This window comes from Galenea microaerophila (assembly GCF_054657255.1).
The window spans coordinates 555,770-570,110 of the sequence record NZ_BAAHWZ010000001.1; the positions used below are offsets into that span (position 1 = coordinate 555,770).

15 protein-coding genes are annotated in these 14,341 nt (G+C 43.7%); 5 read left to right on the forward strand and 10 right to left on the reverse strand.

Translation table 11 applies throughout. The features are described 5' to 3' along the window. Positions 1-2: 2 nt before the first annotated feature. The 3 genes from ACYQ05_RS02665 to ACYQ05_RS02675 are packed head-to-tail and all read left to right on the forward strand — an operon-like array spanning position 3 to position 2,384. Positions 3-626 carry an NUDIX domain-containing protein gene (locus tag ACYQ05_RS02665; protein ID WP_459818084.1) on the forward strand — a complete coding sequence of 208 codons (624 nt, stop codon included), beginning with the start codon at positions 3-5 and terminating at the stop codon, positions 624-626. Continuing rightward, positions 627-1,004 carry a hypothetical protein gene (locus ACYQ05_RS02670; protein WP_459818086.1) on the forward strand — a complete coding sequence of 126 codons (378 nt, stop codon included), beginning with the start codon at positions 627-629 and terminating at the stop codon, positions 1,002-1,004. A 3-nt stretch (positions 1,005-1,007) separates the two neighbouring features. Next, the gene (locus ACYQ05_RS02675) at positions 1,008-2,384 is read left to right on the forward strand and encodes an MATE family efflux transporter (RefSeq protein ID WP_459818088.1); all 1,377 of its coding nucleotides are present in this window, start codon (positions 1,008-1,010) and stop codon (positions 2,382-2,384) included. A gap of 16 nt (positions 2,385-2,400) precedes the next feature. Here ACYQ05_RS02675 and ACYQ05_RS02680 read toward each other — a convergent pair whose 3' ends face one another. Continuing rightward, positions 2,401-2,553 (reverse strand): hypothetical protein, encoded by a 153-nt coding sequence (locus ACYQ05_RS02680; protein WP_459818089.1) that lies wholly within the window; start codon positions 2,551-2,553, stop codon positions 2,401-2,403. A gap of 85 nt (positions 2,554-2,638) precedes the next feature. Here ACYQ05_RS02680 and ACYQ05_RS02685 point away from each other — a divergent pair, with 85 nt between their 5' ends. After that, the gene (locus tag ACYQ05_RS02685) at positions 2,639-3,901 is read left to right on the forward strand and encodes an SPOR domain-containing protein (protein ID WP_459818091.1); all 1,263 of its coding nucleotides are present in this window, start codon (positions 2,639-2,641) and stop codon (positions 3,899-3,901) included. A gap of 7 nt (positions 3,902-3,908) precedes the next feature. On the opposite strand, the gene ACYQ05_RS02690 is transcribed toward ACYQ05_RS02685, so the two are convergent. Genes ACYQ05_RS02690 through ACYQ05_RS02705 form a run of 4 tightly spaced genes read right to left on the reverse strand, consistent with a single transcriptional unit; the run spans position 3,909 to position 8,677 of the window. Continuing rightward, a complete protein-coding gene (locus tag ACYQ05_RS02690; protein ID WP_459818093.1) occupies positions 3,909-5,447 on the reverse strand; it encodes an ATP-binding protein in 1,539 nt (512 codons plus the stop codon). A 5-nt stretch (positions 5,448-5,452) separates the two neighbouring features. Next, positions 5,453-6,151 carry a response regulator transcription factor gene (locus ACYQ05_RS02695; protein WP_459818095.1) on the reverse strand — a complete coding sequence of 233 codons (699 nt, stop codon included), beginning with the start codon at positions 6,149-6,151 and terminating at the stop codon, positions 5,453-5,455. Positions 6,152-6,165: 14 nt separating this feature from the next. Next, complete coding sequence (locus tag ACYQ05_RS02700; RefSeq protein ID WP_459818097.1) at positions 6,166-7,110, reverse strand: cupin domain-containing protein; 945 nt, start codon at positions 7,108-7,110, stop codon at positions 6,166-6,168. Positions 7,111-7,138: 28 nt separating this feature from the next. Then, a complete protein-coding gene (locus ACYQ05_RS02705; protein ID WP_459818099.1) occupies positions 7,139-8,677 on the reverse strand; it encodes an RNA polymerase factor sigma-54 in 1,539 nt (512 codons plus the stop codon). A 187-nt stretch (positions 8,678-8,864) separates the two neighbouring features. Between ACYQ05_RS02705 and ACYQ05_RS02710 the strand changes: the two genes are divergently transcribed. Beyond that, positions 8,865-9,299, forward strand: a complete 435-nt coding sequence (locus ACYQ05_RS02710) for a hypothetical protein (RefSeq protein ID WP_459818101.1) — start codon at positions 8,865-8,867, stop codon at positions 9,297-9,299. Between the two features lie 442 nt (positions 9,300-9,741). On the opposite strand, the gene ACYQ05_RS02715 is transcribed toward ACYQ05_RS02710, so the two are convergent. The 5 genes from ACYQ05_RS02715 to dusA form a co-directional block, all read right to left on the reverse strand. After that, positions 9,742-10,851, reverse strand: coding sequence for a hypothetical protein (locus ACYQ05_RS02715; RefSeq protein ID WP_459818103.1), 1,110 nt, complete (start codon positions 10,849-10,851; stop codon positions 9,742-9,744). Between the two features lie 169 nt (positions 10,852-11,020). Beyond that, a complete protein-coding gene (gene arsC / locus ACYQ05_RS02720; protein ID WP_459818104.1) occupies positions 11,021-11,374 on the reverse strand; it encodes an arsenate reductase (glutaredoxin) in 354 nt (117 codons plus the stop codon). Beyond that, positions 11,371-11,574 (reverse strand): exodeoxyribonuclease VII small subunit, encoded by a 204-nt coding sequence (gene xseB, locus ACYQ05_RS02725; protein ID WP_459818106.1) that lies wholly within the window; start codon positions 11,572-11,574, stop codon positions 11,371-11,373. Before xseB ends, arsC begins: the two co-directional genes overlap by 4 nt. After that, positions 11,564-13,255: an exodeoxyribonuclease VII large subunit gene (gene xseA / locus ACYQ05_RS02730; RefSeq protein ID WP_459818108.1), complete on the reverse strand. Its 1,692-nt coding sequence runs from the start codon at positions 13,253-13,255 to the stop codon at positions 11,564-11,566. The genes xseB and xseA overlap by 11 nt, the downstream gene beginning before the upstream one ends. Then, a complete protein-coding gene (gene dusA / locus ACYQ05_RS02735) occupies positions 13,252-14,322 on the reverse strand; it encodes a tRNA dihydrouridine(20/20a) synthase DusA (RefSeq protein ID WP_459818110.1) in 1,071 nt (356 codons plus the stop codon). The genes xseA and dusA overlap by 4 nt, the downstream gene beginning before the upstream one ends. Between the last annotated feature and the right edge of the window lie 19 nt (positions 14,323-14,341).

Here is a 14,341-nt window from a genome sequence, read left to right on the forward strand (position 1 = left end):
TTATGAAAACAAAATGCCCTAGAAAAATACAGTTATTACAAAGTCAGCTGGGTTATAGCGGCTTTTTTAATATTGAGATCCTAAGTTATCGTCACACACTTAACCAAGGTGGTTGGAGCCCAACATTAGAACGAGAGCTTTTTACCCGTGGAGAAGCGGTGGTGGTCTTATTGTATGACCTGAAGCAACAGTGTGTCATCTTGGTTGAACAGTGTCGAGCCGGTGCAGTCAAACGCGCTCTGCAAGCCAATCAGCCGGAGCAAGCTTGGCTAATCGAGCCGGTGGCCGGTATGATTGATCCTGGAGAGTCTGCAGAACAGGCGTGCATTCGAGAAGCAGCAGAAGAAGCCGGCGTTCAAATTTCCCAACTCGAGTATGTGTGTCAATTTTATCCCAGCCCGGGTGGCAGCGACGAGATTTTACATCTCTATGCCGCATCCGTCGATAGCTTAACAGTGCCCGAATTTGCCGGGCTAGCAGAGGAGGGTGAGGATATCCGCTTGATTAAGTGGTCTTTTTCGCAAGTGGCAAAGAAAGTCAAACAGGCAGAAATTAATGTAGCCAGTACTTGGATTGCATTACAGTGGTTTGTTTATCAGAGTGGTTATTTCAAAACGGAGTCTTAAGTGTTTTGTCTATTTAAAAATGCTATGCTCCCTCGCTGGGGTCAATGGTTAACTTGGCTAGTCGGCTGGGGAGCAGCTTTAGCGTGGTTATATTTTAGTTTGATTGATCAAGGCTTGGGGCATAAGATTGTCAATGGAGGAGCCCTCATGGTGGATCTGTTACTCGCTTTACCCTTGACTCTCTTTATGGCGGTGATTCTTTACGCCTTTTTTTATTGGTTGGCGCGCTTAATGGTGATTTTGCTCTTTCGCAATCAAATCACCTTCAAAACGCCTGATCCTTCAGAGGAAGATTTAAGTGCTGAAGAAGCCCTTTACGGAAAAGAATACTGGAAACAAAAAGCAGACGAAAATTCAACAGAGCAGCGCCGTTTTTAAGCCATGACGTTAAGCGCTTTTCAAAAAGAGTTTTCCATCTTAATTAAGCTGGCTTATCCGATTTTTTTTGCTCAGTTGGCCCTGACAGGACTGGGGTTTTTGGATACCTTAATGTCAGGTTGGGTGGGGCGAGATGATTTAGCGGCAATCGGTCTGGGATCGAGCTTATTTTTACCGGTGTTTATGATTGCAACGGGAATTTTATTAGCCTTAACACCGATTATTGGTCAACTTGTTGGCAGTCAACAGACGCAAAAAATTGCACCTGCTTTAGCACAAGGTCTGTGGCTTGCGCTTCCTTTAGGGTTTTTAAGTGCGCTGTTACTGATTAAAGTGGAGTGGATTTTAGACTTTCTGCAGCTCACGCCCAAGGTGTATCAACTGACAGAATCGTATTTATCCTATGTGGCCTGGGGCTTGCCAGGGATCGCACTGTATCAAGCTTTAAGGTTTTTTTGGGAAGGATTAGGGCATACGTTGCCCACCATGTATTTCAGTTTTTTTGCCTTAATGCTCAATATTCCACTTAATGCTTTGTTTATCTATGGTCTGCCCGGCTGGGTGGAGGCCTATGGTGCAGCCGGTTGTGGGATTGCCACCAGCTTGGTGATGTGGAGTATGTTAATCGCTGCGCTTTTCTATGTATGGCGCCACGCAGAAATGGGACATTTTGTGCAGCAAGCCTTGCGTATTGCCCCCAGTTGGCAGCTCGGTAGCAGGGACATTTTAAGTATCGGTGTGCCCAACACACTGGCGTTCTTATTTGAGGTGGGGCTGTTTAGTTTTATTGCGCTATTTGTTGCTAAATTAGGTACCTTATCTTTGGCCAGTCATCAAGTGGCCATCTCTTATACCTCTATGGCTTATATGTTGCCTTTAAGCTTATCCTTGGCGCTTTCTGTTCGCACGGCAAAGGCCTATGGTCAAAAAAACAGTGATCAATTAAAGGTGATTATGCTCACTGGCTTAGGAGGGGCTCTGCTGATGGGATTAAGTTTAGCTTTGATCACCTTTCTGTTTCGAGATCTCATTGTCTCTTTTTATACGACTGATAAAGAGGTGGTACAGTTAGCTTCCCTTTTGTTAATTTATGCGGCCCTCTATCAAGTACCCGATGCGATTCAATCCACAAGTGCCGGCATTCTAAGAGGGATGGGGAAAACTAAATATACCATGGTCGTGACCTTCATTGCCTATTGGTTGGTCGGTTTAGGGGGAGGCTATTTACTGGCATTCTCCGAGGTGAACGGACGCTCAATGGGGGTTTCTGGTTTTTGGTTAGGCATAGTGCTCGGGTTGAGTTTGGCTGCCTTACTCCTATTTTGGCGAGTCTGGCAGCAATTTGGTCAGTTTAAAGCTTCGATTAATCGTAACAATTAACTGTTTGAGACATAGATTATTGATCAGATGATTGATGCCCATCCTCATCAGGCGATTCATTATCAGAGAAAGCTTTATACAACCCCCATAAGATCAGCCCAACGACGGTGACCGATGCGACCAATAAACCTAAACCAATTAAGATACCTTGCCATATATCGTAATGCATAGAAGTCCTTTTTATTTTACTGAAGTTTCTATGGAAATCGTATAAAATCGAGTTATTGTAAATTATCTCCCATTGAAAGTAACCTATGGCACAAACTATTTCCGAGTTAGAAAAAGAACGCGCCGAATTACTGAAAAAAATTGAAGAAGAAGCGCGTTTGGCCAAACAGAAAACGGGTCAAGAGCCACTGCCTACCTCCGATTCAGAAAATTCGGACAATCTTACTTTAAATGATTTTTTAATGGCCGCTCAAGAGGTCATTCCCGATGATGCGACGCCTCTATTAAAAGATAAGGAATCTTCGACCATGAAAAACAGTCGTGCTCAAACTCAGAAAGGTCAAGTGGGACAATCTGGGCAAGCTGCTCAAACTACTGCTGACACTTCATCGAACGGTCAAAAATCGACCTTTTTCGGCGTTGTGATTATGCTCACCCTCCTGTTAACGGTTATCGGAGTGATGGGATTGGTGTATATCACTTTAAAAGAGTCGATTGATCAATTAGATAAAACCACCCAATCTCAAAAGGAAAGTGTGGTTGAAATTGCCAATGAGTTAAAAGCGTTAAAGGCGCAGCCGACTTCCAATGAATCTATTCAAGATTTAAAACAAAAAGTCGAAAGCTTAGAGCAAAAAGTGATGCAACTTGAACAGAAAATAGATGACATGGAAGCGCAACCAGTCGCGCAATCGGCTGATATTCCACAATTAAATATTTCAGGCGACACTGTGATTACCGCAGACTTATTAGACCAGAAATTTTCCCTCTATACAAAATATTTAGAACAGAAATTGGATCGAAAATTTGATCTTATTTTACAGTACTTAATTAAAGGAAAAGCCAACCCTGAAAATACACAGCCAGCTTCAGAAAGACCGACTCAATCTGATATCACTAATACGTATCAACTGCCGAAACAAGTCAAATCGCCGAAGACGCCTGAGGTAAAAGCCCCTCAATCGCCTCAATCAGCACAAACAATAAAGCCAACTGAACCGGTGGTGACACTGGTCAAACCGGCCACAACGGTAAAAGCCCCTGAAACCCCCTCTGCTTACTTTACAAAAGAAGTGAAATGGTTAACACAACAGCCTTTATTAAACTATACACTCCAGCTGGCAAGCTTGGCTGATAAAAGCAGTTTAGAGCGTTTTAAACAACGCAAAAAGTTAGAGTCAGCCAAAATTATTCCTCAAAAAAATGGAAAAAGTGTGCGTTATGTCTTAATTATCGGCAGTTATGCAACACGCAACGAAGCGCAAAATCAAGCTCGAAAAATTAAACAGCAAACAGGCATCTCTCCATGGATGCGTCAAATCAAAGCATTAACGTCTCGGTTACCTTAAGCTGAATCTATTCCGCTATAGGGAGTGTGATTTTAAAAACCACACGCCCTATGTTTTGTTGACCTTCCTTTTCATTATAGGCTTCAATTTTGCCACCATGATATTCAGCAATTAATCTGGCAATATACAACCCCAGTCCCAAATGCGTCTCTTCATCTTGATTCACGGTTCGAATAGAGGTCATGCCATCAAAAATCTGTTTCTCTTTACCTTGAGGAATTAGGGGGCCCTGATTCACCACCGTAATCACCACTTGACCGTTTTCTATTCTACAATGGATTTCAATACGACTGTCAGCGGCTTTGAAATCCATCGCATTACTGATTAATTTGTCAAGAAGTTGTTCCATCATAAAACCATCGCCTAAAACCCGAGTCGGATGTGGAAGCTGACAATTGACGGAAAGATGGGGACCTAAGGGCGTTTCATTCAAATTTTCAAAATAAGCTTGTAGCATTTCATCCAGTGGATAGGGCTCAGGTGCCTGTTGCACTAAACTCTCTTCAATGCTAGAGGCTTCAGAAAGACTATTAATGATTTTTTTTAACTGATCGAGTGCTCTCTGCGCATAGAGTAGCTGCTGGGGGTCGTAGCGCTTTTCAAGAAGTGACAGCGCCATGCTAAGTCGATTAAGCGGATTATGAAGCTCATGTCTAAGCATTTTCGGCAACTGTTTTAAGTAATGCTCGTAGTTTTCCAGTTGACTGAGCATCTGATAAATATGATGCCTTAATTGAGAGATTTCATCATAATCCACTTCTTTTTGGGTGTCAGGAAATGACTGTAACTTATTGATACCATATTGAAATATACGACTCACATCTGCATCTAAGCGAATAATTCGCTTAGAGAGTGAAACCGTATACAGTATGAGTCCAAAGAGGATAAGGACAAAAACTAAGGTGAAAAGGCCGATAAGATGGTAGAAGCGCAAAAGGGTGGGACCAAATAGGGTATCCAGCCGCTGTTCAAGAACTAAAGCGCCTATAATTCGGTCATTAAGCACAAGCGGAGTCGCAGACATCAAGGTGATTGGCCTGTGTCTTCCATCGAGTCGATATTGCTGATAGGTTTTCCCATGGAGTGCCTGAGAGATTAAGGTATTTTCTGGGGTTTTACTTTGTGGATAGGGATAAGGAATGCTATAGGGAATGATTTTGGCAAAGGATTGAATAAACAGATAGCCAAAAAAGGCAAAAGGGTCCTGTGAAAAGGGTAAATCCACCTTGCCTTTGGGTAGATTTCCCACTACATAGCTGGTTTGTCCTTGATCATTTACGATCCAGATTACTGAATTTTGCAGGTTAAGATGAGGTAAATGATTGGGCACCCCTTTTTGAATTTGTAACGCCCAAAGATCGGTGCGGTTTTCTAAGATCAGGGCTAAGTTTTCAACCGTTTGCTGTTGAATCGTAGCTTGGTTTGCTAATAAGAGTCGGTGGAGATCAATGGCAAAACGATAAGCGATAAAAGGGAGCAAAGCCAATAAAAAGAGCAGGAGAAAAAAGCGTGCTCGGATAGAAAATTTAAATCTGGATCGCGTCACAACATTTAACTTGTTTTATCCTGCCAAAAATAGCCTTTTCCATAAGAGTTGTGGATATGGTTAAAGTCTGGCGATATTTTTTTAAAAGCATTACGAATACGACAAATATGGGTATTAAGGGTGTTGCGTTCAACCACGCCTTGTGTGGATTCTTGCAACTTTTGGTAGGTCACCACTGTTTCCGGACCTGCTTCTGCAAAGTGTTTCAACATTTCATATTCTGTGGCGGTCAGTTCTAAAGGCTGATCATGCCAATAGGCCTTAAGTTGATCGTCGGCAAAAGTAAGATGCGGAATTTTTCCGCTGATCTTAGGATGCGCTTGCTGAGTAAATCGTAGTAAGTTTTTGATTTTAGCACTTAAAACAGAAATCGAGATCGGCTTGGGTAAGTAATCAATCGCACCTAAAGCGTGCCCCATATGAATATCAAACTCTGATTGCCTTTCAGAAAGAAAGATAATGGGAATGGGGCGTTCATAGCTCATTAAACTTCGAGCCAGGTCAAATCCCCCATCCATCTCTTGTCCTAAAATAATATCTGACACCACTAAATCGGGCAGGGCTTCACTAAACCCCGCTTCCGCCTCTTCTCGAGAGGTATAACACTGCAACTGGAACCCTTGCGCCTGCAGAGCAGTGCACAGCGTATCGAGCTGGATAGGATCGTCTTCAACCACAGCGATGGTGTATTTTTGTAGATTCATTGACAGTTTCTTTCTTATTTAACAAAATCGAAGTCAAGCACCTGCATATTCATCACCAACCCTGCATCTTGAATAGGTAAGACCACCGCATCTTCTTTTGAATCATTATGATGAGAGTGCCACCAACCAGGAGGGGTGACAAAAACAGCCCCTGGTTCCCAAACTGCTTTAACAGGATCTTTAATAGAACCATCTTCATTGAGTTCTTTACCGATCAATGTATAGGTATCAGGCCCGGCAGAGACGCAATAATCTAAAGCGACTGAATTGTGACGATGGGGTTTTTGCACGACACCAGCGGGCAAGACATTATAAAGAGACCAAAGCGTGTGGGTAATGGTCATGGTTTGAGGGAAATTGGGGTTAGATAATAAAACACCCGTACGATTACGGTTTTCAGCTTCGGTTGCCAAACGGACTTTTTCTAATTCATCGTCCAATTTTTCTTTGGTATAGAGCACGGGCTCAAATCGTTCTTTAGTTGGCGTAACACCTAAATATTCCAGCAAAGGACTGTCCGTCACCCAATAAAAAGCGGTATCTTCTTCAGCAGTATGAATCGCATCCGGCACGGCAGGCAGCGTGAAAAGATCGCCTGTTTTCCACTTAATGGCGCCATGTTTCATCTGGGTTTTTCCCTTCCCACGAATCACATAAAACAACTGAGAGGTGGCAGACTCCTGAGTTTTAAGCGTGTCTTGGGCATTGATATGAATAAAATGCGCAAGTAAGTTTGGCGTGGTGGCAGGATAATCCGTTTGTAAAGATTCAGAACAATCAAATGGGATGATTTTGGTTTGTTGAATTTGATGCAGTTTAGCAGGGTAGTCCATCACCTCTATTTTAGGCATAGGGGGATTCACCGCTGACATATATTCTTTCACTTCGGCTTGTTGCTCCCACTTCTGTTGAGCTTGTTGTTGAATCTGTTCTGTTGAATATCGCGTGCTAGGAATCATATGAGGGCTCCTTATTTTATTATTTTCATTATTTTAAACTTAAGTGCTTTAAGGCATACGCTTTTTTCCGTTCACTGGAAGAGGGGATACCCATCGCTTCACGGTATTTTGCCACAGTTCGTCTTGCAATGATAATCTCCCGTGCTGCAAGCATTTTGGTTAACTTACTGTCACTCAGAGGCTTGGCTGGGTTTTCATTTTCAATCAGTTCTTTTATATGGGATTTGATCGCAATCGAAGACTGATCTTCAGCCCCATACTGACTGACACCTGTAGAAAAGAAGAATTTAAGTTCATAGGTGCCTCGAGGCGTTTGAATATATTTTTGATTAGTGGCTCGAGAGATGGTGGACTCATGAAGCTCTAAAGCCTCAGCGACATCCCGTAACACCATTGGTTGCATGGCCTGTTCGCCTTCCTCGAAAAATCGTGCTTGCGATTGCACAATATATTGGCCAACACGCATCAAAGTCTCACCACGATTTTGAATACTTTTAATTAAGCCTTTCGCTTCCAGAAGCTGCTCTTTAATTTGCATCGATTGCTTGTCATCTTTTAAGGCGCGCGTTAAGTCAAGGTAAATGGGATTGATGCGCAGTTTGGGAAAAACATTTGGGTTGAGTTCAACTTTCCAGGTGTTATGCTGCCGAGAAAGGATTAAGTCTGGAACAATGACCGACTGCTCAGTATTACAAAACTCCCCACCTGGTCGAGGATTGAGGCTTTGAATCAGTTTTAGAAGGGTGGTGAGTTCTTCGTCGGTTAAATGGTAAGCTTTTTTAATGCGCTTATAGTCATGATCCGTTAGCCAGTCAAAATTTTCTTGAATCAACTGCTGGGCAGTGACCACGTAGGGCGTTTGTCCTTGTGAGGCCAGTTGAATTAAAAGCGTTTCCTGTAATGAGCGCGCGCCAACCCCAGTGGGTTCAAACTGCTGAATCACTTTTAAAACCGCTTCAACTGATTCAAGTTCCAGCTCAATTTCAGGCAGTTGTTGCTGAATTTCATCGGTTAAGGATTCAAGCGAAACGGTTAAAAATCCGTCTTCATCAATGCGGTCAATAATAAATTCCGCAATGGCTTGTTGATGTTCATCTTGCCATGGGTAAATGTCAGATTGCCAATAGAGTTTATCGTGAAGGGTTTCATGGGAGGCCGTATAGTTTTCAGCTGCGGTATATTCCTCATTGCTGACGGTTTGTGCTCTCGGCATTTCATAGTCGCTATACACCTCTTGCCAATCACAATCGATTTCCAGCTCTTGTTGAATTTGATCGGATGTTTCTAAATCAACAGGTGTTTCAGTTGAGTTGTTTGTCTCTTCAGTGGAAACGTCATCAGATGAAGTCTCCGGCTTTTCTTCATCCAGGGTTTGCTCAAGTTCAGTGGTAAAATCCTCTTCTAACTCATCCACCACTTCTAACATGTAGTTGGTTTGCAGTGTGGTCTCTATGGTCTGCTGTACCTCAAGAGCAGAGTATTGCAATATTTTTATCGATTGCTGTAACTGCGGCGTTAATTTGAGGTTTTGACCAATATTGATATGTAAGCCTGGCATGATTGCCATAAACTACTTTCTCCTATCTACAAACGCGCTCGCGTCTCATTCGCGCAAAGGTGATCTCTTTTAGATATAATAAAGCAAAACCTCGAGGAAGGTAACCACAAATTCATAAACTATGCCAAAATTGAATTTTAATGTTTTCATAAACAGTTTCTGGTATAAAAAATAAATGACTGAGGAGGAAGCTTAAATGTCGATAAAGGATGAATTGCCCGCCATCTTGGCGCAGTTGGATGATAATGCCACTTGGGATGATCTCGTTAAGGAGCTCTACCGACAAAAGAAGTTAACCATTGGCTTAACGGATGAAGAGTTGTTAAAGACAGAATTGAATGAAAGTGATATCAATGCGATTGTTGGACGCTTAGAATCCGCAAAAGCAATTCCAGATGATATGCGCAACACCCAAGATTACAAACCCGGCAATGCGACAACATTGGGTATGGTAGGGGGCGTAATTGCGATTGTATTTTCTTTTGTTTTCCCACCCATAGCCTGGATGGGCGGTGTCGCTGCAGTCGTCGGTGGGATCATTGGTCTTAAAAACCATGAAGAGAAAGCTTGGGTGCCCATTTTATTAGCGATTATATCCCTTATTCCATTATTAGTGATTTTTAAACACTAATTCATAAATAACACCCTTTAAGAGACCTGTGCATAAGTGGGATGCGAGCTAAAAACCATCTCGTGCGCAAGGTCTCTTTATTCAGAAGAATTGAGCGCAAGTGTCAAAGGCTTAAAGGGTTTATGAGGTTTCTATCTGCGCACTGTTCGCACACAAAAATCACCATTCTAAACTTTTCAAACTTTCAACTTTCTGAATATGGATTTAATCCCAATCAATTTCCATCGCTGAATTTTTGATGCAGTGGACTCATTCTCCCTTCTAACTTTGCTCCAAATGTTCGCATAATATATATTATGTTAAATTGAATAAAAGATACCAAAATCCACCCACTACTCTCGATGATTCTCTTCAAGCTTTATCGGTTTTATAGATTATTTGCCATTTAATCAGAGGATCGGATTTTACTCGCAAGATTGATCACGCAGCGCACATCATTTCATTATTTCTGTTTGAACCGCTGCGCTCGATAAGCTCTTAAGGCGTTTTCCAACTGTAATGAGTAATCTAGAGAAATTTGACCTTTGTCAAAAGGTTCAGTGGGTTTAAGGTTACGAAAATATTTGAGTTTCTGCTGATCATTGCCTTTTGGCCGTTTATTTAAAGGATGCGGCCATTGCGCCATACTGTGACACGCTAAACAGGCGCTGCCTCTTAAATCCATTGGCCCATTTAACCGTCCTCCCCAGCCTAGACGCTCAAGTGCATATTTAGGTGCGTTAGGTAAGACAATGGTCTCTTTGAGTTTTATCCCTTGTTGCACCATTTTTGGGGTAATCCCCGGATCATTGCCCCATTGTACACCCAGTGGCACCATACGCTCCCAGCCTGTCTTGCCCGGTGCATCCTTATCATAAACATAGGTGCCCATGACCCAACTGGTGGTCTCATCCGCGCGTTTATCTCGAATAGCAAAGTCCATCTGTACTAACCGCACCGGTCGAATGGCTTTAGGGCTTTTACGGCTGATTTCACGATTAATATTGGCATAAAACAGCGGTGCACCTTTTAAAATCGGCAACTGCGTATCATCACCGGTAACAAATACCCACTTAAACACTAAGGTGCCTTCTGGAAATTCGGTTTGTGTTAAATCAGGTGCGCCTTTTAATTTAGGGTTTTTCCAAATCTTCCCAATCTGATAAGCCCCGATCGGATTGTAATAAGCCACTTCCCATTTCTGTTGCGTTTGCGTTTGGTGTGGATCTAGCTCAAAAGGTTTGACATCGCGCTCCCTTTGTAATCCATGAATTGCTTCCCGCGCACGCCGGCCTGTGGTGAGCCAAGGCATGTGATACCAATCATGCACCTTATTTTGTGCAGGATAATAATTGGCTTCAGCCATGCCTGCTAAGAGGTACTGCTTAATGAAATTTAAATATTCAACGGGCTCTTTTTTAAAATTAATCGCCTCCCAAGGTCTGGGGATATCAGGAAACTGGGTTGGATAGTCTTGGCGCAGATGGAAAACCGGTCCCCGGTAATCAGGCGGTAAGGTGTCTTGAGTGCTTGGAAATACGATTTGCGCTTCTTTTTGCGCTTGCGCATGCAAAACCGAACTAAAACAGACGAGACAAACGCAACAAGGGCGCAAAAAGCGTAAAAAAAGTCTAGAATCCCCAGTCCTGCCAGTAGACCCCCCCTTTTTAAAAGGCCTTTTTTGACGACAGGACTGGGAAAATTGGCTTTTTTTCAACATTTTTTGGTCATTTTTTAGTCTTTTAAGGCAAAATGGCTTTAACATTTTCCGGTGGCCGCCCCATCACCACTTGATCCCCTATTTTAACAATGGGGCGCTCAATGAGCCGGGGATTTTCGACCAAAATTTGCAGCCACTCTTTGCGCGATCGGACGTCGTCTTTTGAAAGCTCAAGCGCTTTAAATAGGGCTTCTTTCGTCCGCGTAATTTCAATAGGTTCCACCCCCATCGCTTGGCACAGCTGATCTAATTCTTCCACAGTAGGTGGGTTGTCTAAATAGCGAATCTCTTCAATATCCAAACCCGCCTCATCTAAAATCTGATAGGTCTGTCGGCTCTTTGAACAGCGGGGATTGTGATAAATGGTCGCTTTCATACATCTTCCTCATCTTTTTCCAATCGCTTATTTAAAGCGGCTTCGACTGCTTCAATGCGCTGTTTGCACAGCTGATAAGCGCGCGTGGCTTCGTCCACCATGGGCACCAATTCATCAATATCGACCTCTTGAGATTGACTGAGCGTCTGTGCAATCTCTTGCAGTTTCTGATAATTTTCTTTAAAGCTTTCACTGCTCATTGGATTTCCTCGTTAATTTTTGCGCCAGAATCTGACCATCATTAAATTCTAAAATGACGGACTGTTTTTTTAAAGCGTGTTCTGCAGATTTAATGGGCTGCCCTGCTGTATCCTTAACCACGACAAACCCTCTTTGCATCTGTCGTTGCGGCCCTGCACTTAAAATAAAGCCCATCCACTGTTGTATGGCCTGCTTTTGATGCGCTAACTGTTTGGGGGCATGCTGCTTAATGGTTTGATAAGCATAAGTCATTTGCTGCTTTTCACTCTCTAACTGCTGCTGAATCCGATTTTGCAGCTGCTGATAATGTTGCTCAAGCTGATGTCGACTTTGCGTCAGTTGCTGTTGTGCCACCTGTTCAATTTGCTGCTGACATATTGAAACGGTATGGACAATGTTTTGAACGGCTTGCTGACTCTTATGGACAATGTCCAACCAGAGCGGCTGCAGTTCACGCTGCCATTGATGCAGCTGTTTTTGACTCTGCTGCTGAATGGTTTGTTCGAGCTGATTGAGTTGATTTAAACGATTTTGCACCTGTTTTTGTGCCTGCTGCTCAATGAGCATCCAGTGTAATTTGGCTTGCTGCGCCTGCTTAAAAATAGCTTGACGAATGGCCCCAATGACTTTACTGGGTGTATCAAAGCGCACCGCAGCCACTTCATCTAAAATGGTATTATCTCTTTCATGACCAATACCCGTTAACACAGGCAGCTCCGCCAAAGCGATGTGTTTGGCAATTTCATAGCTATTCAGTGGATTCAAATCGAGCTTGGCGCCCCCACCTCGAATAATCACCAACGCATCAAAGGGGTTCGCTACGTGCAGGGATTGGAATGCAGAGAAAGCGGCCTGCATCTCTTTTTCCACTTGCTGCTGTTCCCCTTGAAAGCTGGAGTAGAAATAGTGAAATTCACATAACCCTCGTTTTTGCAATTCATCCGCATCCGCCCGAAAGTCGCCCAATCCTGCGGCCTGTGGTGGCGCAATCACCGCAACTCGAAAAAAGTCACTTGGCAAAGCAAAACGTTTATTATTCTCATACAGTTTTTCTGCGATTAACTGTTTGCGAATTTGGTTCAGTTTGGCTTCTAGAGCGCCCAAGGTAAAGCTGGCATCAATGTCCTGTATCACCAGAGAAAAGCCAAATTTCTCATGAAAATTGACTTCGGCTAGAAGCAAAATATTTTGCCCCACTTGCAATTGACTGCCGGTTTCAGACTGGAATTGCGTTAACAGCGCCTGTGCCGTATTGGCCCACATCATGGCGCGTGTACTGGCAAGCTGCTGTCCATTTTCATTGGTTTCGACCAGCTCTAAATAATAGTGACCTCGACGCTCATTGATATTGGCGATTTCTGCTTTAACCCAAACCGCACCAGGAAAGCCACCCCGTAAAACCGTTTGCACTTGATGCATCAGTGCCGATAAGGAAATGCCCTTTTGCTCGACGGATTGCAGCGTTTGCGCGAAGGCGTCCTGAGCCGGCTCGGGCGTTTGGTCGGTGGGGGCCACTTGCCCCACCTCTTCTAAAAGTGATGCAGGTAACCAACGTGAAAATTCTTGTTTTTTGGCTTCCAAATCATCGGGAATATACCATTTTTTGATCGCTGGGTTCCATCGAGCCCCAAGCGCCTTGGCTTGGTCTTTTTCCACAAAAGGGACCTCCAATTCAATCAAGCGTTGCCCTCCTCTCTATTTTGACGCTGCTGTTGATAAGCGGCAAACCGCTCCATCTCTTGTTGCACCAGCTGTAATGCCGCCTGCACAGTCTGTACACCGGCTTCAGGCTTAAATGCATTTTGCGACAAATAGCGACGCCATATTCGTCCACCTGGCAGACCATGGAATAAACCTAACATATGACGCGTCACTTGAATCAGCTTACCGCCCTGCTGCAGATGCTGCTCGATATAGGGTAACATCTGTTCAACCACTTCAAACCGTGTCGGGATTGGATGCGGATCTTGATAAAAGCGTTGATCCACTTCAGCCAATAGATAAGGCTGTTCATAAATGGCTCGCCCCAGCATTACGCCATCGACTGCGGGCAAATCTTGCCACGCCTGCAAATGCGCTTTGGCTTGGGTTAAATCCGTCAAGCCGCCATTCAGGCTAATGGGCAGTTGTGGAAAATCTGCCTTTAATTGATGCACCCACTCATAGCGTAAAGGGGGAATTTCACGGTTCTCTTTGGGAGAGAGACCTTGTAACCAGGCTTTTCGCGCATGAATAATCACTCCATCCACACCTGCTTCAACCAACCCTGCCACAAATTGATGCAGCGTTTCATACGCATCCTGATCATCAATACCAATGCGGGTTTTCACCGTCACCGGAATGGAAACAGCGGCCTTCATCGCCGCCACATCTTCTGCCACCAATTGCGGATGCCCCATGAGACAGGCACCCATCAAATTATTCTGCACGCGATCGGAGGGGCACCCCACATTTAGGTTGATTTCAGAATACCCCCATTCCTCTCCAACTTTAGCACACTGCGCCAACTCATCTGGCTGAGAGCCGCCTAATTGCAACACCACAGGCGACTCTTCTTCCACACTCAAGCCGATAAAACGCTCTAAATTTTGACCATAAATCATGGCACCAGTGGTCACCATTTCACTGTAAAGCCAAGCGTGTTTCGATAATTTTCGGTGAAACACACGACAATGACGATCGGTCCAGTCCAGCATGGGGGCAACGGAAAATTGATGGGCTGAATTTGTTTGCGGTTGTTGTTTCATTATTTTCTATTATGACAAA

Excerpts from the sequence above, each read along its gene's own strand:
- ACYQ05_RS02665 (WP_459818084.1), top strand. The coding sequence starts at position 3 with ATGAAAACAAAATGCCCTAGAAAAATACAGTTATTACAAAGTCAGCTG.
- ACYQ05_RS02675 (WP_459818088.1), top strand. The coding sequence starts at position 1,008 with ATGACGTTAAGCGCTTTTCAAAAAGAGTTTTCCATCTTAATTAAGCTG.
- ACYQ05_RS02680 (WP_459818089.1), bottom strand. The coding sequence starts at position 2,553 with ATGCATTACGATATATGGCAAGGTATCTTAATTGGTTTAGGTTTATTG.
- ACYQ05_RS02685 (WP_459818091.1), top strand. The coding sequence starts at position 2,639 with ATGGCACAAACTATTTCCGAGTTAGAAAAAGAACGCGCCGAATTACTG.
- ACYQ05_RS02695 (WP_459818095.1), bottom strand. The coding sequence starts at position 6,151 with ATGAATCTACAAAAATACACCATCGCTGTGGTTGAAGACGATCCTATC.
- ACYQ05_RS02700 (WP_459818097.1), bottom strand. The coding sequence starts at position 7,110 with ATGATTCCTAGCACGCGATATTCAACAGAACAGATTCAACAACAAGCT.
- ACYQ05_RS02705 (WP_459818099.1), bottom strand. The coding sequence starts at position 8,677 with ATGGCAATCATGCCAGGCTTACATATCAATATTGGTCAAAACCTCAAA.
- ACYQ05_RS02710 (WP_459818101.1), top strand. The coding sequence starts at position 8,865 with ATGTCGATAAAGGATGAATTGCCCGCCATCTTGGCGCAGTTGGATGAT.
- arsC (WP_459818104.1), bottom strand. The coding sequence starts at position 11,374 with ATGAAAGCGACCATTTATCACAATCCCCGCTGTTCAAAGAGCCGACAG.
- xseB (WP_459818106.1), bottom strand. The coding sequence starts at position 11,574 with ATGAGCAGTGAAAGCTTTAAAGAAAATTATCAGAAACTGCAAGAGATT.
- dusA (WP_459818110.1), bottom strand. The coding sequence starts at position 14,322 with ATGAAACAACAACCGCAAACAAATTCAGCCCATCAATTTTCCGTTGCC.